This is a genomic window from Sphingobium boeckii (assembly GCF_014199215.1).
GTDB classification, from domain to species: Bacteria; Pseudomonadota; Alphaproteobacteria; order Sphingomonadales; family Sphingomonadaceae; genus Sphingobium_A; species Sphingobium_A boeckii.
Window position 1 is genome coordinate 323,720 of record NZ_JACIJC010000001.1, and the last position, 21,926, is coordinate 345,645.

The 21,926-nt window shown below is 62.9% G+C and carries 19 protein-coding genes; 12 read left to right on the top strand and 7 right to left on the bottom strand.

All coding sequences use genetic code 11. From position 1 onward, the window contains the following. Positions 1-14: 14 nt before the first annotated feature. Positions 15-2,771 (top strand): [protein-PII] uridylyltransferase, encoded by a 2,757-nt coding sequence (locus FHS49_RS01700; protein WP_184015910.1) that lies wholly within the window; start codon positions 15-17, stop codon positions 2,769-2,771. A 61-nt stretch (positions 2,772-2,832) separates the two neighbouring features. On the opposite strand, the gene FHS49_RS01705 is transcribed toward FHS49_RS01700, so the two are convergent. Next, on the bottom strand, positions 2,833-5,586 hold the full coding sequence (locus FHS49_RS01705; protein ID WP_184014579.1) for a TonB-dependent receptor: 2,754 nt from the start codon (positions 5,584-5,586) through the stop codon (positions 2,833-2,835). 60 nt (positions 5,587-5,646) lie between these two features. On the opposite strand from FHS49_RS01705, the gene FHS49_RS01710 reads away from it, so the two are divergent. After that, on the top strand, positions 5,647-5,832 hold the full coding sequence (locus tag FHS49_RS01710) for a hypothetical protein (protein ID WP_184014580.1): 186 nt from the start codon (positions 5,647-5,649) through the stop codon (positions 5,830-5,832). A 73-nt stretch (positions 5,833-5,905) separates the two neighbouring features. On the opposite strand, the gene infC is transcribed toward FHS49_RS01710, so the two are convergent. Beyond that, entirely contained in the window at positions 5,906-6,445 is a 540-nt protein-coding gene (gene infC / locus FHS49_RS01715; RefSeq protein ID WP_184014581.1) for a translation initiation factor IF-3, read from the bottom strand. A gap of 147 nt (positions 6,446-6,592) precedes the next feature. On the opposite strand from infC, the gene FHS49_RS01720 reads away from it, so the two are divergent. Further along, positions 6,593-7,363: a hypothetical protein gene (locus FHS49_RS01720; protein ID WP_184014582.1), complete on the top strand. Its 771-nt coding sequence runs from the start codon at positions 6,593-6,595 to the stop codon at positions 7,361-7,363. On the opposite strand, the gene thrS is transcribed toward FHS49_RS01720, so the two are convergent. Further along, positions 7,360-9,369, bottom strand: a complete 2,010-nt coding sequence (thrS, locus tag FHS49_RS01725; RefSeq protein WP_184014583.1) for a threonine--tRNA ligase — start codon at positions 9,367-9,369, stop codon at positions 7,360-7,362. The two genes, FHS49_RS01720 and thrS, sit on opposite strands and share 4 nt — an antisense overlap. Positions 9,370-9,484: 115 nt before the next feature. Between thrS and FHS49_RS01730 the strand changes: the two genes are divergently transcribed. The 9 genes from FHS49_RS01730 to FHS49_RS01770 all read left to right on the top strand — a co-directional run bounded on the left by FHS49_RS01730 (position 9,485) and on the right by FHS49_RS01770 (position 16,497). Beyond that, positions 9,485-9,778, top strand: a complete 294-nt coding sequence (locus FHS49_RS01730) for a DUF6356 family protein (protein ID WP_221240335.1) — start codon at positions 9,485-9,487, stop codon at positions 9,776-9,778. Positions 9,779-9,853: 75 nt separating this feature from the next. Further along, positions 9,854-11,053 (top strand): YjgN family protein, encoded by a 1,200-nt coding sequence (locus FHS49_RS01735; RefSeq protein WP_184014584.1) that lies wholly within the window; start codon positions 9,854-9,856, stop codon positions 11,051-11,053. A 3-nt stretch (positions 11,054-11,056) separates the two neighbouring features. Next, on the top strand, positions 11,057-12,148 hold the full coding sequence (locus tag FHS49_RS01740; RefSeq protein WP_184014585.1) for a M48 family metallopeptidase: 1,092 nt from the start codon (positions 11,057-11,059) through the stop codon (positions 12,146-12,148). Positions 12,149-12,285: 137 nt separating this feature from the next. Then, positions 12,286-13,026: an alpha/beta fold hydrolase gene (locus FHS49_RS01745; RefSeq protein ID WP_184014586.1), complete on the top strand. Its 741-nt coding sequence runs from the start codon at positions 12,286-12,288 to the stop codon at positions 13,024-13,026. Further along, positions 13,023-13,772: a tetratricopeptide repeat protein gene (locus tag FHS49_RS01750; protein ID WP_184014587.1), complete on the top strand. Its 750-nt coding sequence runs from the start codon at positions 13,023-13,025 to the stop codon at positions 13,770-13,772. Before FHS49_RS01745 ends, FHS49_RS01750 begins: the two co-directional genes overlap by 4 nt. A gap of 71 nt (positions 13,773-13,843) precedes the next feature. Further along, the gene (locus FHS49_RS01755) at positions 13,844-14,257 is read left to right on the top strand and encodes a VOC family protein (protein ID WP_184014588.1); all 414 of its coding nucleotides are present in this window, start codon (positions 13,844-13,846) and stop codon (positions 14,255-14,257) included. Beyond that, positions 14,254-15,309: an NAD(P)H-dependent flavin oxidoreductase gene (locus FHS49_RS01760; protein ID WP_343052872.1), complete on the top strand. Its 1,056-nt coding sequence runs from the start codon at positions 14,254-14,256 to the stop codon at positions 15,307-15,309. The genes FHS49_RS01755 and FHS49_RS01760 overlap by 4 nt, the downstream gene beginning before the upstream one ends. Further along, a complete protein-coding gene (gloB, locus tag FHS49_RS01765) occupies positions 15,306-16,034 on the top strand; it encodes a hydroxyacylglutathione hydrolase (RefSeq protein WP_184014589.1) in 729 nt (242 codons plus the stop codon). The genes FHS49_RS01760 and gloB overlap by 4 nt, the downstream gene beginning before the upstream one ends. Positions 16,035-16,089: 55 nt before the next feature. Further along, positions 16,090-16,497, top strand: a complete 408-nt coding sequence (locus FHS49_RS01770) for a DUF6491 family protein (RefSeq protein ID WP_184014590.1) — start codon at positions 16,090-16,092, stop codon at positions 16,495-16,497. An 18-nt stretch (positions 16,498-16,515) separates the two neighbouring features. Here FHS49_RS01770 and FHS49_RS01775 read toward each other — a convergent pair whose 3' ends face one another. The 4 genes from FHS49_RS01775 to FHS49_RS01790 all read right to left on the bottom strand — a co-directional run bounded on the left by FHS49_RS01775 (position 16,516) and on the right by FHS49_RS01790 (position 21,914). Then, positions 16,516-18,312 (bottom strand): AMP-dependent synthetase/ligase, encoded by a 1,797-nt coding sequence (locus FHS49_RS01775; RefSeq protein WP_184014591.1) that lies wholly within the window; start codon positions 18,310-18,312, stop codon positions 16,516-16,518. Positions 18,313-18,382: 70 nt separating this feature from the next. Further along, positions 18,383-19,123, bottom strand: coding sequence for a M15 family metallopeptidase (locus FHS49_RS01780; RefSeq protein ID WP_184014592.1), 741 nt, complete (start codon positions 19,121-19,123; stop codon positions 18,383-18,385). A gap of 39 nt (positions 19,124-19,162) precedes the next feature. Continuing rightward, positions 19,163-20,833: a gamma-glutamyltransferase gene (gene ggt / locus FHS49_RS01785; protein ID WP_184014593.1), complete on the bottom strand. Its 1,671-nt coding sequence runs from the start codon at positions 20,831-20,833 to the stop codon at positions 19,163-19,165. Positions 20,834-20,873: 40 nt separating this feature from the next. Next, a complete protein-coding gene (locus tag FHS49_RS01790) occupies positions 20,874-21,914 on the bottom strand; it encodes a quinone-dependent dihydroorotate dehydrogenase (RefSeq protein ID WP_184015916.1) in 1,041 nt (346 codons plus the stop codon). Positions 21,915-21,926 lie beyond the last annotated feature (12 nt).

Consider the following 21,926-nt stretch of genomic DNA (forward strand, 5'->3'; position numbering starts at 1 on the left):
CCTAAATGCGCTCCATGCCAGCGCGTTTCGAAACCCTGCCCAACCGCCGCCAGATCATAGACCGGCGTGCGCTGTCCGATGCGTTGGGCGAGTTGACGCCCGACAGCGCGGATATCACGGCGCTGCGCCAGGGGATGGTGGCGCTGATGCGCACCGCGCTCGAAGCCGGCCGGGCCGAGATCGCGCGGCGGATCGAGGAGCATCCTTCGCGCGGCACCGAGGCTTCTTCGGCGCAGGCGTTTCTGGTCGATCAGATACTGCGGCTGATCTATGATTTTACGATCCAGCGGCTCTATCCGATCAGCAATCCCACATCGTCGGAGCGGATCGCGCTGATCGCGGTGGGCGGCTATGGGCGCGGTGAGATGGCCCCGTTTTCGGATGTGGACATCGCCTTCCTCACCCCGTGGAAGCAGACCGGCTGGACCGAGCAGGTCATCGAATCCATGCTCTATTCGCTGTGGGATCTGGCGCTGAAAGTGGGGCATAGCAGCCGCTCGCTGAATGAAATGGTCCGCATGGCGAAATCGGATCTCACGATCCGCACGGGGCTGCTGGAGGCACGCTATGTGTGGGGCGATCAGGCGCTGTATGACGAGGCGAGCGCGCGCTTCGCCCGTGAAGTGGTGGCGGGCACCGCGCGGACGTTCATCGCCGAAAAGCTGGAAGAACGGAACAGCCGGCACAAGCGGATGGGGGACAGCCGCTATGTGGTCGAACCCAATCTGAAAGAGGGCAAGGGTGGCCTGCGCGATCTGCACACCCTGTTCTGGATCGGCAAATATGTTCATCAGGTGTCCACCGTGGCCGAACTGGTGGACAAGGGGCTGTTCACGCGGGAGGAATTGCGCCGCTTTCAGAAAGCAGAGAATTTCCTGTGGGCGGTGCGCTGTCATCTCCATACGCTGGCGGGTCGCGCGGAAGAGCGGCTGACCTTCGATTTCCAGCGCGAGATCGCGATGCGGATGCGTTATGCGGATCGGCCGGGCAAATCCGCGGTCGAGCGGTTCATGCAGCATTATTTCCTGATCGCGAAGCAGGTGGGCGATCTGACCGCGATGTTCCTGGCGCATCTGGATGACAGCTTCGCTGCGCGGGGCCGTCGCTTCGGCCTGCCTAAATTGCGGCGCAGCCCCCGCAAGCTGAGCGGCTTCATCCTCGATCGCGGGCGGCTGTCATTGCCATCGGACGATTTCTTCGAAGGTGATCCCGTGCGGCTGATCGAAATATTCGCGCTGGCGGACAAGCATGAGGTGGAGATCCATCCGTCCGCGATGCGCGCGGCGGCACGCGACGCCAAGTTGATCGATGCCCGCATTCGCAAGGATCCCCGCGCCAATGCACTGTTTCTGGATGTGCTGACCTCGCATCGCGATCCCGAAAGCGTGTTGCGCTGGATGAACGAGGCGACGATCTTCGGGCGTTTCGTACCGGATTTCGGCCGCGTCGTGGCGCAGATGCAGTTCGACATGTATCACCATTATACCGTGGACGAACATTCGATCCGCGCGATCGGGCTGCTGGCCCAGATCGAAAAGGGCGATCTGAAGGAAGATCATCCGCTGGCGAGCGGCATCGCGCGCCAGCTCGTATCGCGCCGCGTCCTTTATGTTTCGGTGCTGCTGCACGACATCGCCAAGGGCCGCGGCGGGGATCATAGCGTGCTGGGTGCGGAAGTCGCGATGCGGCTGTGCCCGCGGCTGGGGATGACCGCGGCTGAAACCGAGACGGTGGCCTGGCTGGTGCGCTGGCATCTGTTGATGTCCGCCACTGCGTTCAAGCGCGATCTGGCGGATTTCAAGACGATCCTCGATTTCGTGGAAACCGTGCAAAGCCCGGAGCGTCTGCGGCTGCTGCTGATCCTCACCATCGTCGACATCCGCGCGGTCGGCCCCGGCGTCTGGAATGGATGGAAGAGGCAATTGCTCTCCAATTTGTTCGAAGCGGCGGAAGAGGTTCTGCGTCTCGGCCACAAGCAGAAGGGCCGCGAGGAGCGGATCGCCGCAAAGCAGCAATCGCTCAAACTGGCGATGGCCTGGAATGATTCGCAGATCGCCAAGGCGGCGCGGCGGCTGCCCGCATCCTATTGGATTGCCGAGCCGCTGGATATTCTGCTGCGCAACGCCCGGCATATCGCTGCCGCCGGAGACAGGCCGCTCTCGATCGCGGCGCAGGTCTATCCCGAGCGCGGCGCGACCCTGGTGACGGTCTACGCCAGCGATCATCCGGGTCTGTTTTACCGGGTGGCGGGTGCGATCCATCTGGCGGGCGGCAGCATCATCGATGCGCGGATCCATACGACGCGTGATGGCATGGCGCTGGATAATTTCCTGGTGCAGGATCCGTTCGGCCGCCCGTTCGATGATGTGGACCGCCTCACCCGGCTGGAGCGCGGGATCGAGGATGCGCTGGCCAACCGCAACCGGCTGGCGGATCGCCTGGCCCAGCGTCCCTTGGCGCGTACCCGTGCCGAGGCGTTCACGATCGAGCCCGTGGTGCTGATCGATAACCGCGCGTCCAACCGCTACACCGTGATCGAGGTCAATGCGCGGGATCGGCCTGCGCTGTTGAATGCGCTGGCGCACGCGCTCTTCCAGTCCAAGGTGACCATCCATTCCGCGCATATCGCGACTTATGGCGAGCGCGCGGTCGATACGTTCTACATCACCGATCTGATCGGCGACAAGGTGGATGGCGCGACACGGCTGAAGGCGCTGGAGCGCCGGTTGCTGGATGCTGCCGCTGGAGAAGAAGCCCGCGAGGCGGCGTAAGATCCAAAAAGGCCCGCCCCGGTTTCCCGGAGCGGGCCAGTCTGCCCAGATGACAATCGCTTCAGAATTTCCCGCGGACAGTCACGCCATAGGTGCGCGGCTCTGCGAGGAAGCTGGAGAAAAGCTGGTTCGCGGTCGTGCCGAACGCCTGGGTCTGGGCGATGCTGCCCGCGCCTTGGAACGGCGTGTTGAACGCCACCTGCTGATAATTCTTGTTGAAGACATTCTGCCCCCAAAGCTCGATCGCCCAGCGCTGATCCGGTCCGCGCAGACCAATGCGGGCATTGACCACCGTAAAGCCATCCTGCGCCTTTTCGGGGAAGAGATCGGAGCCGGTATTATAGTCCGAGCTCATCCGCGTATCGACATAGAACAGACCGCTCAGGCCTGAGCTGCCCAGTTCCGGCGTATAAGCGAAGGATGCCGTCACCACATGCTTGGGCGCATTGGAGAGCTGTTGACCCGGCAGCAGGAACAGCGCATTGCTCAGCGGTTCGCCCGACGAACTGCCCACCAGATTGTTGCGATAATGGGTGTCGGCATAGGTGTAGCCGGCGGTCACCGCGACATCGCGGGCCGGATAGATGGAGGCCTCCAGCTCAACGCCCTGCGAAATCACGCCTGGCTTGGTCTTCCCAGCGCAAGCACCCGTCGCCGGGCTGTTGTCACTGTCCTGACCGCCCAGATCGGTGTCGCACGCCGCGATGTTCTGGACGATGAAGATCGATCCGTTGAACGTGTTCAACTGGAACGTCTTGAATTCCTGGCGGAAGGCGGCGACGTTCAGGTTGAACTTGCGGCCATTGTATTTGAGGCCGATTTCATAGGAATCCACCTTCTCCGGTTCGAAGCGAAGTCCGGGCGCGTCGGCATTGGTGCGGGGTGAGAACACCCCGGTCAGGCCACCGAGGTCAGAGCGATCCAGATTGTAGCCACCCGCCTTATAGCCCTTGGAATAGCTGGCGTAGGTCAGCAATTGATCGGTCGGTTTCCATGAAAGCACCGCGGTTCCGGTCCATTCGCTATCCTTGAAGCTATCCTGCAGATCGAGGCTGTTCAACGACGAGCTGGAATTGCCGGTGCAGGTGAGCGTCACGATGCCGCCAGCCAGCGCTGCCAGCGCAGGATTGCCGAGAAGCGGGCCGAGTGCGGCTTGCTGTGCCGGGCAGATCGTATTGTTATTATTGAAGTCGGCGTCGAAATCCTTCTTCTCATGGGTATAGCGCGCGCCAAGCGTCAGGTTCAGCGTATCGGTGATGTTGATGATGTTGTGCGTGAACAGCGCGTAGTTTTCGCTCTGCTGATTATACACCGAACGCACATCGCCCACATTATTCACGGTGCTCAGTCGGTCGATGCCGCCGATCATCAGCGGGGCCGCTGCGCCAAAGGCATTGGTCAATGTGACGCGACCGGCCGCGCTGAGGCAGCCCGGTGCCGTCGGATCACGCAACACCGCGGCGGGATTGACCGTCGCCACGATGCGGCAGGCGGCGAATGCGCCATATTGCGAGCCGAACTTGATGTTATCGACCACCTGCAGCTTTTCATTGCCATAATAGCCGCCGACGAGCCAATCGAGTTTGTCGTTAAAGGCCGATCCTTGCAGGCGAAGCTCCTGCGTAAAGGTCTTGAAGCGGCGATAGGAATTGCCGTCATCGGCGCGATAGGTGAGATCGACGTTGGAATAATCGACGTCGCCCGCGCCGCCTGCCTTGTAATAGCGATAGGCGCTGATCGAAGTCAGCGTGGCGCCGCCGAAATCATAATTGAGTTCGCCCGAAACGCCCCAATCCTTCGTGGTGTTGCGATATGTGCGGCCCGGCGAAACGGAGGCATTGCGCGCATAAGGATTTTGCGGCGGATAGGTGACTGTGCCGCCCAGGCTTTGCAGCACGTTCACGATCCGGTTGCTCGCGCTATATACGAAGGCATTGTCAGGATTGACGCCCCCGGTTGTGGACGCCGGATTGGCGGTGGGATCGGTCGTTTCCTTGGTAGCGATATAGACTGCACCGCAGCAGCTTTCATCGCGATGGGTGTAGTCGCCGATCAGTCGCACGCTGAGCGCGTCATTGGGCTCGAACAGCAATTGTCCGCGCAGGAAGTAACGGTCGCGATCGTTGATCTTGCCTTCGCTGCCGCCGGCCTGGGTCACATTATCGTAAAAGCCATCGCGCTTCACATAAACGCCGTCCAGCCGCGCAGCGATCGATTCGGTGATCGGGCCGGTGACCCCGCCGGCGAAGCGCATGAAATCATAATTGCCATAGGTCGCTTCGGCATTGACGCCGAATTCGAATGACGGCCGCTTGCTGATGATATTGATCAGGCCGGCCGAGGCATTGCGGCCAAACAACGTGCCTTGCGGACCGCGCAGCACTTCCACGCGCTCGATCTCGCCAAGTTCGTTCAGGCCGGCACCCGTGCGTGAGCGGTAAACGCCGTCGATGAACACCGCGACGGAGCTTTCCAGGCCGGGATTGTCGCCCACAGTGCCGATGCCGCGGATACGCGCCGATCCATTGGCTTCAGAGCCAGTGGATGACACGAGCAGCGATGGCGCGAGCTGATTGAGCTGGCGGATGTCGGACGCCCCGGAATTCTGAAGCGATTCGGCAGTGACGGCGGATACCGCGATCGGCACGTCGGCCAGCGCCTCGCTGCGCCGGGTGGCGGTCACGATGATATCGCTGTTGACGTAGCTGTCTTCGGTCACCGCGTCCTGGGCTTCTTGCGGCGGCGCATCCTGCGCATAGGCCGGGGCCGCAATCGCCAGGCACGCAACCGAAATAAGCCAGTTTGACTTGGGCATCCTGCTCTCCTCTGAAATCGCAACTTTGTTGCTGTTATCATAATTCGAATAACCGGTTTGGTGGCGATTGACCAGTTATCACACACGATCATTGAACAGATTTCATCTGAAAGCGGCCTTTTTGCCACACTGGTATGGTATGTCGGAATTGACGCTACGGAATACTCCGCTCATTTCGGGATGGCTGCGTCCCGCGCGCAACAAAAAGGCCGCCGGAAGCGCTCCGGCGGCCTTTTCGATCCGTGAGTACGGAAAATTATTTCGAAAGCGTTTGAATTTTGGGGCGAAACCTGAAAATTCGAGGCTTCGGTATTGCGCCTTATTTCGGCGACAACACCATCAGCATCTGACGGCCTTCCATGCGGGGATAGGCTTCCACCTTGGCATCCTCCGCAGTGTCGTCCTGCACGCGCTGCAGCAACACCATGCCAAGCTGGCCGTGCGAAAGCTCACGTCCGCGGAAACGCAGCGTCACCTTCACCTTGTCACCCTCACCGATGAACTTGTGGATCGCCTTCATCTTCGTATCATAATCATGATCGTCGATGTTGGGACGCATCTTGATCTCCTTGATCTCCTGCGTCTTCTGGCTCTTGCGGGCGAGGTTGGCCTTTTTCTGGGCCTCATATTTGAATTTGCCCACATCGAGGAATTTCGCGACGGGGGGATCAGCGTTGGGAGAGACCTCGACCAGATCCAGGCCCACTTCGGCAGCCTGCTCCATCGCCTCCTTGGTATACATGACGCCCAAATTCTCGCCATTTTCGTCGATCACACGGACCTTCGGCGAGACGATGAATTCATTATAGCGCGGGCCGTTATTCGGCATCGGCGTCGGGCCCTTAGGGCCACGGGACATGGGCGGACGTATAGCAAAGGCTCCTGTTTGATTCCGGTTCAGGCTGCCACTTAGCGATTCGTCGCCGTTAAGAAAAGGGGCTGCGCCAAGATGGCATGACGATTTACGCACCAGCGTGGCCTCCATGCTTCACTTGGATGCTCAAGCATGGCACCAAGCCGCATGGCCGGGGGCACGCTCATCTTCCAATCGTGCGATCCCGCTGCAGCGCCTGCATGGGTGGCGCGCTGCGTGGAATCGGTGCGCAATTGGGCGGAGACGAAGGGGTATAGCCACCGCTTGCTGGGCAATGAGCTGTTTGATCCGTTGCCGCCGGACTTTGCAAGTGCCTGTGCCGATCGCAAATTACCGATGAGCGATCTTGCGCGGCTCTTATGGTGCCGGCGGTTTCTGGCGGAGGGCTGGGATCAGATCGTGTGGATCGATTCCGACGTGCTGGTGCTCGATCCGGCAGCTTTCGCGGTGGATCTCCTGGATCACGAAATGCTGTGCCGCGAACTCTGGCTGTGGCGGGCCGATGGCGAGATTCGCGCACGCTGGGCGGTCAACAATTGTGTGATGGCGTGGCGGCCGGGCAGTGCGGTGCTTCCTTATTATATCCATGCCTGCGCCGTGCTGGCGGCGGCTGAGGATGGCCCCGGCACGCTCGGCCTCGGCCCGGCCTTCCTGACCCGGCTAAACGCCGCCGCGCCTTTGCCCACGGTCGATACCGTGATGACGCTCAGTCCCCTGCTGATGGAAGCGATTTTGAGCGGGGACCACACGCTGCTCGCCAACGCGCGCACGCTCTGGAATGCGCCGGTTTACGCGGTCCATCTGTGTGGCAGCCTGTCGGGTGAGGGCGGGCCGATGCTCAATCCGGTGCAGCGCTACGATCAGGTGATCACAGCGCTGCAATCGAACGGTTTTCCAGCCTAGCGTAGATCCGGCGGCGTGGCTTCCGCCCGCAGCATCGCAATCGCCTCGTCCAGCGGCATCACACGCTGGCCCTCGCGGCCCAGCGTGCGGATGGCGACGGTGCCTTCCTCCGCCTCGCGCTTGCCGATCACCAGCAGATGCGGAACCTTCGCCAGCGAATGCTCGCGCACCTTATAATTGATCTTCTCGTTGCGCAGATCGGTCTCCACGCGGATGCCCGCGGCCTCCAGCCTGGCCGTCGCCGCGCGCGCATACTCATCCGCATCGGATACGATGGTGGCGATCACGGCCTGCACGGGGGCCAGCCAGAGCGGGAAACGCCCGGCATGATGCTCGATCAGGATTCCAAGAAAGCGTTCGAACGTGCCGAGGATCGCGCGGTGGAGCATCACGGGGCGATGCCGCTCGCCATCCTCGCCGACATAGCTTGCGTCGAGCCGCTCGGGCAGCACGTAATCGAGCTGGATCGTGCCGCATTGCCAGGTCCGCCCGATCGCATCGGTCAGATGGAATTCCAGCTTGGGCGAATAGAAAGCGCCTTCGCCGGGCAGTTCCTCCCAGCCATATTCCGGCCCCGCGCGCCCGGCCTGCGCCACGGCGTCGCGCAAATTCTGCTCGGCCCTGTCCCACATGGCCTCGGTGCCGAAGCGCTTTTCGGGGCGCAGCGCCAGCTTGATCGCATAGCTTTCGAAACCCAGATCCTTGTAAATCTCGTCGAGCAGATTGCAGAACAGCCGCACTTCCTCGACGATCTGATCCTCGCGGCAGAAGATATGCGCGTCATCCTGCGTGAACTGCCGCACGCGCATGATGCCGTGCAGCGCGCCATGCGGCTCGTTGCGGTGGCAGCAGCCGAATTCCGCCAGGCGCAGCGGCAGATCGCGATAGGATTTGATGCCTTGGCGAAAGATCAGCACATGCGCGGGGCAGTTCATCGGTTTGAGCGCCATGAGATCGCCCTGGCCCGAAAGCACCGGGCCTTCCTCTTCCACATTGGGCACTTCATCGGGCACCACGAACATGTTCTCGCGATATTTGCCCCAATGGCCCGACGCCTCCCACTGACGCGAATCCATAAGCTGCGGGGTCTTCACCTCCTGATAGTCCGCCGCGTCCAGCTTGCGGCGCATATAGGCCTCGAGCTGCCGCCACAGCAGATAGCCCTTGGGATGCCAGAATACCGAGCCTTGCGCTTCGCTTTGCAGGTGGAACAGGTCCATTTCCTGCGCGATCTTGCGATGGTCGCGCTTGGCGGCTTCCTCCAGCCGCAGCAGATGCGCATCGAGCTGCTTCTTGTTGAGCCAGCCCGTGCCATAGATGCGGCTCAGCATCGCGTTGTTCTGATCGCCGCGCCAATAAGCGCCCGAAACGCGCGTCAGCTTGAACGCCTGCGGATCGAGCTTTCCCGTGGAGGCCAGATGCGGGCCGCGGCACATGTCGAGCCACTCGCCGCCAGACCAATAGACGGTCAGCGGTTCATCGCCCGGCAGTTCGGCCGCCCATTCGGCCTTGAACGTCTCGCCCTGCTCGGTCCAGCGCCGGATTAGATCCGCGCGGCTCCAGGCTTCGCGCACCAGCGGCTTGTCCGCCGCGATGATCCTGCGCATCTCGGCCTCGATCGCGGGCAGATCCTCGTCCGTGAACGGGCGGTCCTTGCCATCGATTTTGGGGGGCGCGAAATCGTAATAGAAACCGTCATCGGTGGAGGGGCCGAAGGTGATCTGCGTGCCGGGAAACAGGCTCTGCACCGCCTCTGCCAGGATATGCGCATAGTCGTGCCGCGCCAGTTCCAGCGCATCGGCCTCGTCCCGGCTCGTGACCAGCGCCAAGTGCGCATCGCCCTCCAGCGGGCGCATGATATCGCGCAATTCGCCATCCACCCGCGCCGCGATCGCCGCCTTCGCGAGGCCCGGACCGATCGCTGCCGCAATGTCCGCCGGGGTGGTCCCCGCAGCTACCTCGCGGACGGAGCCGTCGGGAAGCGTGATCTTGAACATTTCGGACATGGTATGAGGTCTTGCCTTACATGCGCGGGACTGCGCGCGCGGCTTATGCCCGCGAAGGGCGGCGCAGGGCAAGGGATGGATGATAGAGGCATGACGCACGCGCCATTTTGATGCTATGCGGGCCACCTCAGCGTGCAATGACAAGGATGCGACCGTGCTGCGCAAATGGTTTCTCGATCACCCGGCCAGTCTCGACGAAAGCTATGGCGAGCATTTCCGCGCGGCCTCCGGCTTCGGTGTGGCGATGATCGCGGGCGGGCTCGCGTGCATCATCCACGGTTTCGTGCCGCGCCTCTTCGTGGTCACGGGCAGCGGTACGGTGAAGCAGCTTTACGAGATGATGGTCGCCAAGCGTGCGCGCAAGCTGGAAGCGAACATCGAAATGACGTCGATCGAATGGGTGATCTGAGAATAGCCATCCAAGATTGACCCGGCCCCGTCTTCAATGCCAAGTCCTCGTGAGGCAAATGAAAAGCGGGGGATTATGGGCGACGATATCGACGAAGGCACCGCCTTCGAATTCAGCGGCAGTTGGAAGGAATTCCTGCCGATCGCGCTCACCAATCTTTTGCTCACCATCGTGACACTGGGCCTTTACCGTTTCTGGGCGACCACACGCGAACGCCGTTATTTCTGGAGCCGCACACGCTTTATCGACGATCGGCTGGAATGGACCGGCACCGGGCTTGAACTGCTGATCGGGTTCGTCGTGGTGCTGGCGCTGGTCTTTGTGCCGTTGTTCGTGATGCAATTCGTGGTTCAGGGGCTGATCCTGCGGGGTCATGCAGCGGCGGCCTTCGCACTGGGGGGGCTGATCTATGGCGCGCTCTTCTATCTGTTCGGGATCGCGAAATTCCGGGTGTTGCGCTACCGGCTGAGCCGCACCTATTGGCACGGCATTCGCGGCGGCAGCGATGATCAGGGCTTTGCCTATGGCTGGTCCTATATGTGGAAAACGGTCATCGGATTCTTGGCGCTCGGTCTGCTCATCCCCTGGTCGATGACCAAGCTGTGGAACGAGCGTTGGAATGCGATGAGCTTCGGCGATCACCGCTTCGAATCCAATGCCTTCTGGGGCAGCATCTTCCTGCGCTTCATCATCTGCTATGCGGCGCCATGGGTGCTGATGATCGGTCTCGGGATCGCGATGATCCCGATCGCCATGGCCATGGGCAACGCTTCGGGCGCGGGCGTCATGATCTTGATATTCGGCGTCTTTGGCGCGATCTACATCGCGCTGCCGCTGTTCGCCCTGGCTTTCTACGCCGCGTTTCTGCGCGAAGCCGTGGGCGCGGTGAAGCTCAGCGAAATCGGTTTCGCCTTCACCGCGCGGACCAAGCATTGGCTGCTGCTGTTTCTGGGCAATCTCGGGATCTGGTTGATCGCGGCGATCATTGCGATCGTCCCTCTGGCCGCATTCGGCGTCTTCTCGGGCTTTGCGGATCTGCAACCGGGGCGGGATCCCTTTGCCGGCAATCGCGCCGCCTTTTTCGGCATGATCGCGGCCATCGCCCTCCCGATCGCATTGGTCGGTCCATTCATCCGCTATCGCACATGGCGGTTCGGCGTGAACTATCTCGAGGCGACAGGGGAGGTGGATCTCGATCGGCTCACGCAATCGAGCACGCGCCAGCCCGGGCAGGGCGAAGGCCTGCTGGATGCCTTCGATGTCGGGGCACTCTGATCCATGGAGGATGCGTCGGCGCCCGGCCTGCCGGTCTGGCATTATGACGGGCGCACCGCGCGCAAGCGCACGCCGCGGCTGATCGCGTCGGCGGATGGCTTCACGCTGGTGGATGAACTGGGTGAGGATGGCCCGATCGCTTGGGCGTCGTTGATCGCGCGCGAGGCTTCGGGCGCGGACGCGGTGTATGGACTGAAGGACCGGCCCGGCTGGCGGCTCGGAATAACCGGCGCAATCCCGCCGGATATTCTGGCGCATCTGCCGCGCGCGGAACGCTATGGCCGGATGGTGGATCGCTTCGGGCTGGGTCGCTCGACCACGGTGTTTCTGGTGCTCGCCGCGATCACGGTGTTCGTGGTGCTCAGCGCCCCGCGCTGGATCGCGCCCTATGTGCCTTCCAGTTGGGAACGGCGGCTGGGCGATGCGATCGTCGGCGATTTCGGCGGGCGGCTGTGCAACGGCGCAGGCGGGCAGGCCGCGCTCGACAAGCTCACGCGCCGGATCAATCCCAAGGGTCTGCCGCTGCAGGTGCGCGTGGCGAATGTGGATATGGTGAACGCTGTGGCACTGCCCGGGGGCAAGATCATCATCTTCCAGGAATTGCTGCAGGAAGCCGAATCGGCGGACGAAGTGGCGGGCGTGCTGGGGCATGAGATCGGCCATGTGCAGCATCGCGATGTGGTGCAGGCGCTGCTCCGCCAAGCGGGATTGAGCGTGCTGCTGGGCGGGGTCAGCGGTGATGCGGGCGGCGCGTTCAACGCGCTTCTCGCGGCCACCTATTCGCGTGAGGCGGAGTCGAACGCCGATGCCGCCGCTGTGGCCGGCCTGGCCGCCGCGGGCATTTCGCCCATGGGCACCGCCGGCTTTTTCCAGCGACTGGCGAAGATGGAGCAGAAGCTTGGCCGGGCGAGCATGGCGCTGAGCTATGTCGCCAGCCATCCGCTGTCCCACGCCCGCGAAAAGGTCTTCGCCGGCAGCGCGGTCAAGGGCCGGGCCTACACCCCCGCGCTCACGCGGGATGAATGGGATGCGCTGGTAAACATCTGCCACAATGACAAGGATGTGAAGCGCGGGCCATTTTTCGGGTTTGATTGATGTTTTGGCCACTCTACCGTCACCCTGAACTCGTTTCAGGGTCCATTTCAAAGTCCCGACCTCTGCCGGGTGACAGAATGGATGCTGAAACAAGTTCAGCATGACGGCGCGGGGGCGACAGGATAGAAGCCCGCCCCATGACTGAAACCCGATATATCGCCCGGCCCGACGGCCTCCGCCTTGCTTATGCCCATCGCGCAGGCACCGGCCCCACCATCGTCTTCCTGCCCGGCTACATGTCCGACATGCAGGGCACCAAGGCGCTCGCGCTTGATGGCTGGGCCGCAGCGACGGGCCGCGCCATGCTCCGTTTCGATTATGCCGGATGCGGCGAAAGCGAGGGCGAATTCGAATCGGGTACGCTGACCGGCTGGCGCGATGATGCGTTGTTCCTGATCGATACGCTGATCGAGGGGCCGGTGATCCTTGTCGGTTCCTCCATGGGCGGCTGGATCATGCTGCTGGCGGCGATAGACCGCCCCGATCGCATGGCCGCGCTTGTGGGCGTCGCCGCCGCGCCGGATTTCACGGATTGGGGCTTCACCCAGGATGAGAAGATCCAGATGCTGAGCTATGGCCGGATCGAAAAGCCGTCTGATTATGGCGATGCACCGATGGTGGCCACGCGTATCTTCTGGCAATCCGGCGAGGCGAACCGCCTACTCCGCCGCAAGCCGGAAATCGATTGTCCGGTGCGCCTGTTGCACGGGCAGCGCGATCCGGAAGTGCCCTGGAATCACAGCACCCATCTGGCGGCGCAGCTTCGTTCAGACGATGTGCAGGTGATCCTGATCAAGGACGGCGATCACCGCCTTTCACGCGATGGGGATCTGAAAGTGCTGATCGCCACGGTGGAAGGCCTGTTGGAGACCGCATGATCCTTGCCCTTCTGCTCGCCGCTCAGGCTGCCCTCGCCCCGTCGCCCTCGGTTCAGGATGAGCAGCGGTTTCAGGCGTGCGTGTCGCTGATCGAGGCCGATGCGGACAAGGCCATCACCCAGGCCAATGACTGGCGCGTGCGTGGCGGCGGTTTTGCGGCGCGCCATTGCCTGGGGCTGGCTTATGCGGCGCAGGCGCGCTGGGCGCCGGCGGCCGTTGCGTTCGAGCAAGCCGCGCGGGAAGCGGAGGCGGCGAAGGATGCGCGCGCCGCCAATCTGTGGGTCCAGGGCGGCAATGCGCGCCTGGCGGCGGCTGAATATCAAGCCGCCCGCGGGGATTTCGATGCCGCGCTCGCATCGGGCGTGCTGGAGGGCGACAAAGCGGGTGAGGCGCATCTCGATCGCGCGCGGGCGGCCTTCGCGCTAAAGGATATGCAGGGCGCACGATCTGATCTGGATCAGGCCGTGAAGCTCGTTCCCGCCGATCCGCTGGCCTGGCTGCTCTCGGCCACGCTGGCGCGGATGATGAACGATCTGGACCGCGCCAAGGCGGATATCGGCGAAGCCACCATGCGCTCCCCCGATGACGCTTCGGTCGCGCTGGAAGCTGGGAATATCGCGTTGCTCGGTGGCGCGCCGGATGCCGCCCGCACCGCCTGGAAAAGCGCGATCGCCAGCCAGCCGGAGAGCAATGCGGCCAGATCCGCCGCCGCTGCTTTGAAGGCGCTGGACGCCGAGACGCCCTGACGGGCCTGTAAAATTCCGTCCCCTGGCCCTATATCGCGGAGCGACAGTCTTTTGCGAACAGGTCCATTCCCATGAAATATCTCCACACCATGATCCGCGTCACCGATCCCGATGCGACGATCAAATTCTTCGAGTTGATCGGCCTAAAGGAAGTCAAGCGCTTCGATAATGAGGCGGGCCGCTTCACGCTGATCTTCATGGCCCCGCCGGGGCAGGAGGATGCGCAGGTGGAACTCACCCATAATTGGGATCCGCAAACGTATGACGGTGGCCGCAATTTCGGGCATCTGGCTTACCGCGTGGATGATATCTACGCCACATGCCAGCGGCTGATGGATGCCGGCGTCACGATCAACCGTCCTCCGCGTGATGGTCATATGGCGTTCGTGCGCACGCCCGATCATATCTCGATCGAATTGCTGCAGGATGGTCATCTGGAACCGGCCGAACCCTGGGTGTCCATGCCCAATATTGGAAGCTGGTGACCCCGGACTGGCTCGGCGGGCGTCTGGTGATCCAGGCGCCGATGGCCGGGTCGGGCGGCGTCGAACTTGCGGGTGCCGCGATCCGGGGTGGGGGAGTCGGGTCATTGCCCTGCGCCTTGCTGACGCCGGATCAGGTGGAGCCACAGGTGGCGCAGGTGAGGGCGGTTGCGAAAGGGCCGCTCAACCTCAATTTCTTCTGCCATGTGCTGGGGCCGCAGCCTGATGAGACGGCGTGGCACAAGGCGCTTGCACCCTATTATGCGGAATATGGGGTTGGCCCGCCTGACGAACCGCCGCCATTGCGACAGCCTTTCGACGACGCCATGTGTGCGGTCGTCGAGCGCGTGCGGCCGGAGATCGTCAGCTTCCACTTCGGTCTTCCCGAAAGCGCGCTGTTGGATCGGGTCAAGGCGACGGGCGCGGCCATAATGTCCACCGCGACCACGATTGCCGAGGCGGTTTATCTGGAGAGCATGGGCGTGGATGGCGTGATCGCCCAGGGGTTTGAGGCGGGCGGCCATTCGGGGCGCTTCCTCCCCGGTCCGCAGGGCACAGAGATGGGCCTGTTCGCGCTGGTGCCGCAGATCAAGGACGCCGTATCGGTGCCGGTCATCGCGGCCGGGGCCATAGCGGATGCACGTGGGATTGCCGCCGCCTTTGCGCTGGGCGCTGATGCCGTGCAGATCGGCACGGCCTATCTGCGCTCCCCTGAAAGTCTGGCCTCCCCGCTCCACCGCGCGTCTCTGGCCGGGCAGATCGGTGCGGGCACGACGCAAACCCGTTTCACCAATCTCATTACGGGGCGTTTGGCGCGCGGGCTGCCCAATCGCCTGATGGAAGAGATTGGCCCGGTCAGTGCCTTGGCCCCGCCATTCCCTTATGCGTCTGTGGCACTGACCGAATTGCGGAAGGCGGCTGAAGCGCAAGGCCGCACCGATTTTTCGACGCTATGGAGCGGCCAATCGGCCAGGCTTGCGCAGCCTCTCCCCGCGGAGGAGCTCACCCGTATATTCGTCAAGGCCGCGCGCCGTGCGCAGGAGTTTTATACATGATCGAAATCGTCTGCATTCCCGTGCTCAGCGACAATTATGTGTGGCTGGTGCACGAACCCGCTTCGGGCGAGACCATGGTGGTCGATCCCGCTGTTGCCGAACCCGTGCTGGCAGCGGCGGATGCGCGCGGCTGGACAATCACGCAGATCTGGAACACGCACTGGCACCCTGATCACACCGGCGGCAATGCGGAAATCAAGGCGGCCACGGGCTGCACGATCACCGGGCCAGCGGCGGAAGCCGCACGCATTCCCACGCTGGACGTAAAGGTGGGCGAAGGCGATCGCGCGGCTTTGGGATCAGTGTCCGCGCAGGTGATCGACGTGCCCGCGCACACGGCAGGGCATATCGCTTATTATCTGCCCACGGAGGATGTCGCCTTTGTCGGCGACACGCTGTTCGCCATGGGCTGCGGCCGCCTGTTCGAAGGTACGCCGGAGCAGATGTTCGAGAATATGCAGAAATTGAAAGCCCTGCCCGGCGATACCGCGGTTTATTGCGCGCATGAATATACCCAGTCCAATGGGCGCTATGCGCTGGTTGCGGAGCCGGGGAATGCCGCGATCGCATCGCGCATGGCCGCAGTCGATGCCGCGCGCGCGCGTGGCGAGCCGACCGTGCCGACGACGATCGCGCTGGAGCAAGAGACCAATCCCTTCATGCGCGCGAAGGATGCGCAAGAATTGGGCCGTCGCCGCGCCGAAAAGGATGGATTCAAGGGCTGAATGCGCTAGATTGATCGGGTTCGGGGGAACGCGACGCATTTAAGGATTCGAACTTATGCGCATGTTTTTGCCCATCATGGCTTCTCTGCTGGTGTCGGCCTGCGCCGATGTGCCGCCATCCCCCGCTGCGCAGGCGCGGATCGATCGGGAAGAAGCCAAGCTCGCCAAGGCGCTTGCAGGCAAGGTGCCGGGAAAACCCGTGTCCTGCATCACGCTGCGCAATGTGGATTCGATGCAGGTCTATGGCGAACGCACATTGATCTATCGGATCAACAGCAAGCTCAGCTACCGCAACGATCCCTATGGCGGGTGCCCCGGCCTCACCAACAGCCGCACATTGATTACGCGCACGCCGACCGGTCAGCTTTGTCGCGGGGATATCGCGCGGGTGGCGGATCTGGTTGCCGGTTTCGAAACGGGAAGCTGTGCGCTCGGCGATTTTGTCCCCTATCGACCCGGCTGAGCCGTCAGCCCCCTGTAATCAGGCCTTGTAAAGCGCGTCGGTCCGCTCGCCGTAAATCTCCTTGATCACATGGCGGCGGATCTTGAGCGAAGGCGTCATCTGCTTATTGTCGATCGAAAAGGGTTCATCGGCGAAGATGAAGCGGCGGATCTTCTCGGTCGTGGACAGGTCGCGGTTCACACGGTCCACGGCGGCAGAGACGGCGGCGCGAAAGCATTCATGCTCGCGCAGCAGCGCGATATCCGATGGCAGGCCTTCCTTCTCGGCATAGTCCCGCACCCATTCCGCATCGGGCACGATCAGCCCGACCAGATAGGGCCGGCGATCGCCCGAGACCATCGCCTGTCCAATCTCGGTCTGAAGCGTCAGCATCCCCTCCACCTTTTGCGGGGACACATTGTCGCCCTTGTCGAGGATGATGAGATCCTTCTTGCGGTCGGTGATGACGATGCGGCCGCGGTCGTCGATATGCCCGATATCGCCGGTGTGCAGCCATCCTTTTTGCAGCACGCGTTCGGTTTCGGCGGCGTTGCGCCAATAGCCCTTCATCACCTGCTCGCCACGGATCAGAATTTCGCCATCCTCGGCAATCTTCACCTCGGTATTGAGCAAGGGCGGGCCGACCGTATCCATCTTCAGGCCGGCGCTGGGGCGGTTGCATGAAATCACGGGCGCGGCTTCGGTCTGGCCATAGCCCTGGAGCAGCGTCAGCCCGAGCGAATGGAAAAACACGCCGATATCGGGATTGAGCGGCGCGCCACCGGAGACCAGCGCCTTCATCCGTCCGCCGAATTTCTCCTGGATCTTGGGCCGCAGCGTCTTGTTGATGAAATAGTTCATGGGGCGGTCCCAAAAGGGTATCCCGCGGTCCAGATCCTTGGCACCCAGGCCCAGCGCGCGCTTGAGCAGCTTGGGCGCGAGGCCGCCCTGCTTGTCGATCGTCTTCACCATGCGTTGGCGCAGCACCTCGAACAGCCGCGGGACCACGACCATGATCGTGGGGCGTACTTCCTCGATATTGGAGGCGAGTTTGTCCAGCCCTTCGGAATAATAGATCTGTCCGCCCAGCCCGATCGGGAAGAATTGTCCGCCGGAATGCTCATAGGCATGGGAGAGCGGCAGGAATGAGAGGAACACCTCGTCGTCCCAGCCGAAATCATTCGAGATTACGTCAACACAGCCCTCCACATTGTGAAGGATCGCGCCGTGATGCTGCATCACGCCGCGGGGGCTGCCCCCGGTGCCGCTGGTATAGATGATGCAGGCCAGATCGTCGCGGGTCACGCCTTCGGATGCCCGCGCGATCCCGGCGACATCGGGTGTTTCGGCGGCGATCAGCGCCTGCCAGTCATAGAATTCCGCATTGCCGGATGCTTGCCCGATGCGCAGCTTGTCGATCCCGATCAGTGCGCGCACGCGGGAGGATCGCAGGATCGCAGGCATCACCGCGCGGCTCAATTTATCGTTGGAGACGATCACCGCCTTGGCCTCGCTATCCTCCAGGATATGCTGGTGATCGCGTTCGGTATTGGTGGTGTAGGTCGGCACGGTGATGCAGCCCGCGGCCATGATAGCCAGATCCGCGATACACCATTCGGGCCGGTTTTCGGACACCAGCATGATCGTGTCGCCGGGCTTCATGCCGATGCGCTTCAACCCTGCGGCAAGCGCGGCCACCGTCTCCGCCGTCTCGCGCCAGCTCCGGCTATGCCAGCGCCCGCCCGCTTTGTGCCAGAGAAAGGGTGCGTCCCCCAGCTCGGCTGCGCGCGTGAAAAACATGGTGACCAGATTGGGGAAATGTTCCAGTTCGCGCATGGTCTCTCCATCGGGATGCGGGCGCTATCGACGCCACACCCTAGCCTTGTATCTCGTGACGCAGCCTAGTCTAGTTTGCACGGCGCGCAGCATTGAAAACCGCGCGCGCATGATCGGTTCCAACAAAGCGGAAATGCCAGGGTTCTGGCGATACGCCCTGGCGATTGCCCTGCGGGAAGGACATTTCGAAACCGTATCGGCGCGCATTGCGCGCGATCCACTGCCCCGCGCGCGTATCCTTGAAGCAGGTTTCGGCATGGCATTTGGGGGTGCCACGCGAACCGAAATCGATCGTGAGGCCCGTTGAGTGTTCGCTATAGCCCGGTGGAGCCACCCACCGCGCCTGGCCGGCATAGCCGCGCTTCGCGATCCGGTCGCCCCGGCAGAACAGATCGGCCTGCCGCGGGATGGAGCGATAGCAGGATACGCCCATGATCGCTTGGCCCACCGCTTTGTCGTCCTTGATGGCTGCGGCGATCATCTGGTTCAGCGGCACCAGCATGTCCCGGTGGATCGAGGGACAGCCCGCGCCGCCAAAATTCTTGGGCGGGTCTACAAGTTCGGCAGGTGTGGCTTCGGCATAGGGAAAATGATTCATCAGCCGCCCGTCCGGCGATACGGGCGGGGGCTGCAGCTTTTGTCCCTGGCACAAGACGGGCGTCTTGGTCGGGCTAGCCATGGTCTTGGGTCGTGCGGCCGGGATCGGCACGGTCACTGCTTTGGGCACGGGGCTGGGAAACAGCAGCGCATAGCCGGAGCCGCCCGCCACGCCGAGCACGAGGCTCAGGCCCAGAATAGGGATGGCGCGCAACAAATTCTCCTGAAAGCGGGGAATGCGGGAGGGGCTGGCCTATTCGGCCAGGGCTGCACCCTCGCTGCGCGGATCGAAGGCGCCACGCCAGCCGGATGGGGTGCGTTCCACCGCATTTACCTTGGAGCCAAGATCCGCACTCACCACCTTCTGGCCCAGCGCCGCGAGATCGGCCTGTAACGCGGCGAGCGGCGTCCCCTGTTCCACCAACACGGCATTGCCACCGAAATATATGTTGGGCAGCGCGATCGCATCCTGCGCGGGCAGGCCGAAATCGAGCACGCCGATCAGCGTCTTGGTCACGTGCATGATGATCCTTTTGCCGCCGGCGGATCCCAGCGCGAGGATGGGCCGGCCCTTGGCATCATACACCATCGTGGGGGACATGGAGGAGAGCGGGCGCTTCCCCGCGGCCACCGCATTCGCCACGGGCGCGCCGTCCTTTTCAGGGGCGAAGGTGAAATCGGTCAGTTCATTGTTCAGCACCATGCCCGATGCGATGAGCTGGCTGCCGAACGGTCCTTCCACGGTCGACGTCATGGTGGCGAGATTGCCGGAACCATCGGCGGCGGCGAAGTTTGTGGTGCCTGCGACTTCACTGGAGATGGCGGCCGTGCGCTTTTCGGCACCGGGTGGCGTCCCCGCATTGTAGCTGCCAAGCGCCTTGGCCTCGGAAATCAGCCTGGAGCGCGATTTGATATAGGTCTTGTCGAGCAAGCCCTTCACCGGCACCGATACGAAATCGGGATCGCCCAGATATTTTTCGCGGTCCGCATAAGCAAGCTGCATGGCTTCGGCGATCAGATGCCAGGCGGCGGGCGAATCCTTGCCCATCTTTTTCATGTCGAAGCGTTCGAGCATTCCGAGAATCTGGAATACCGTGGTCGCGCCCGAAGAGGGCGGCCCCATGCCGCAGAGCTTGTAGACCCGGTATTTGAAGCAGACCGGCGCGCGCTCGGCGGCGCGGTAACTGGCCAGGTCGGCGCGGGTCAGCATGGTCGGATTGCGCTCGGTTTGGGCCACGGCGTTGACGATGCTGGCGGCGATGTCACCCGAATAGAAGCTGTCCGGCCCCTCCGCTGCCACGGTGCGGAGCAATGTGGCCAGCGCCGGATTGCGCACGGTGTCGCCCACGCGCTTGGGCCGGCCATCCTGCCAGTAAAGCGCCTTGATCGCGGGAAAATCGTCCCACAATTTGCCCATGCCCGCGATCCGGGATTCCAGCACAGGCGTCACGGCAAAGCCCTCGTCTGCCAGCTTGATCGCGGGTGCGAACAAGGCCGCCCAGGGCAATGTGCCCCATTTCCTGTGCACCACTTCCATCAACCGGATATTGCCCGGAACGCCCACCGATTTGCCGCCGGGAAAGGCCTGCAGGAAATTGAGCGGCCTGCCGTCCGCGCCCAGAAAGAGCCGGGGGGAAGCGGACATGGGGGCTTTCTCGCGGCCATCCACCGTGAAGGTCTTGCCCGCCTTGGCGTCATGATAGACGAAAAAGCCGCCCCCGCCGATGCCGGAGGATTGCGGCTCCACCACGGTCAGCGCGAGCATCATCGCCATCTGCGCATCCGCCGCGCTGCCGCCTTCGCGCAGGATCGTGCGCCCGGCTTCCGCCGCGCGCGGATCCGCTGCGGAGGCGACGCCGCCCTTGGCGGAAACGGGATTTGGAATGAGGAGGAAGGCGAGGAGGGCGACCAGGATTTTCTTCATGATCGCCGTAATAGCCGCCCGCGGGCCGCGGAGCAAAGCGCTAAGTGGCGTCCACTCCCACCGCCTCATCCACGGACTTGAACCCGTCCCGGATCAGCAAGCTCTTCAGCCCCGCGGCAATCTCAGTGGCCAGGCCGGGGCCGTGATAGACCAATGCCGAATAAAGCTGGATCAAACTGGCACCCGCCCGAATGCGGGCATAGGCTTCGTCCGCAGAAGCGATTCCGCCCGCGCCGATCATGGGCATGGCCTTGCCCGTCGCCTTGTAAAAATCGGCGAGCCGCTGCTGGGCCAGATCGCGCAAGGGCGCGCCGGATAGCCCGCCATTCTCTCCCGCAAAAGCACTTTTCAAGCGTGGGCGGCCGATCGTGGTGTTGGATACGATCAGCGCGTCGATCCGCCGTTCGATCGCGATGCGCGCGATATCGTCTATGTCTGCGGGCTCGAGATCGGGTGCCACTTTCAGAAACACCGGCGGGCCTTTGGGGCCGCGTGCCGCCATGATGGCATCGAGCAGCGCATCCAGCGCCCCGGCATCCTGCAAGGCGCGCAGGCCGGGCGTGTTGGGGGAGCTGATATTGACCGTAAGATAGCTGGCAACGGATGCCATGGTCGTGACGCCCCGGGCATAGTCCGCGATTCTGTCGTCGCTGTCCTTATTGGCACCGATGTTCACGCCGATGATGCCGGGCCGGCCGGCCTGCGTTTTCAGCCGCGCCAGCGCTGCCAACTGGCCGCCATTGTTGAAGCCCATGCGGTTGATCACCGCTTCGTCCTCCGCCAGCCGGAACAGCCGCGGCCTGGGATTGCCCTCCTGCGGCAGCGGGGTCAGCGTGCCGAGTTCGGCAAAGCCGAAGCCCAGCCCCAGCATGGTGTGCGGCACCTCGCCATCCTTGTCGAAGCCCGCGGCCAGGCCGATCGGATTGGGGAAATCCAAGCCGGCCACGCGCGTCGCGAGCAGGGGATCGGCGGCGGGCGGACGCCCCACCGGGAGCAGCTTCAATCCGGCCAAGGTCAGCCGGTGCGCGCGCTCCCCATCCAGACGGAAGACAAGCGGACGGAGGAGGGGATAGAGAGCCATGGCCGCGCTATG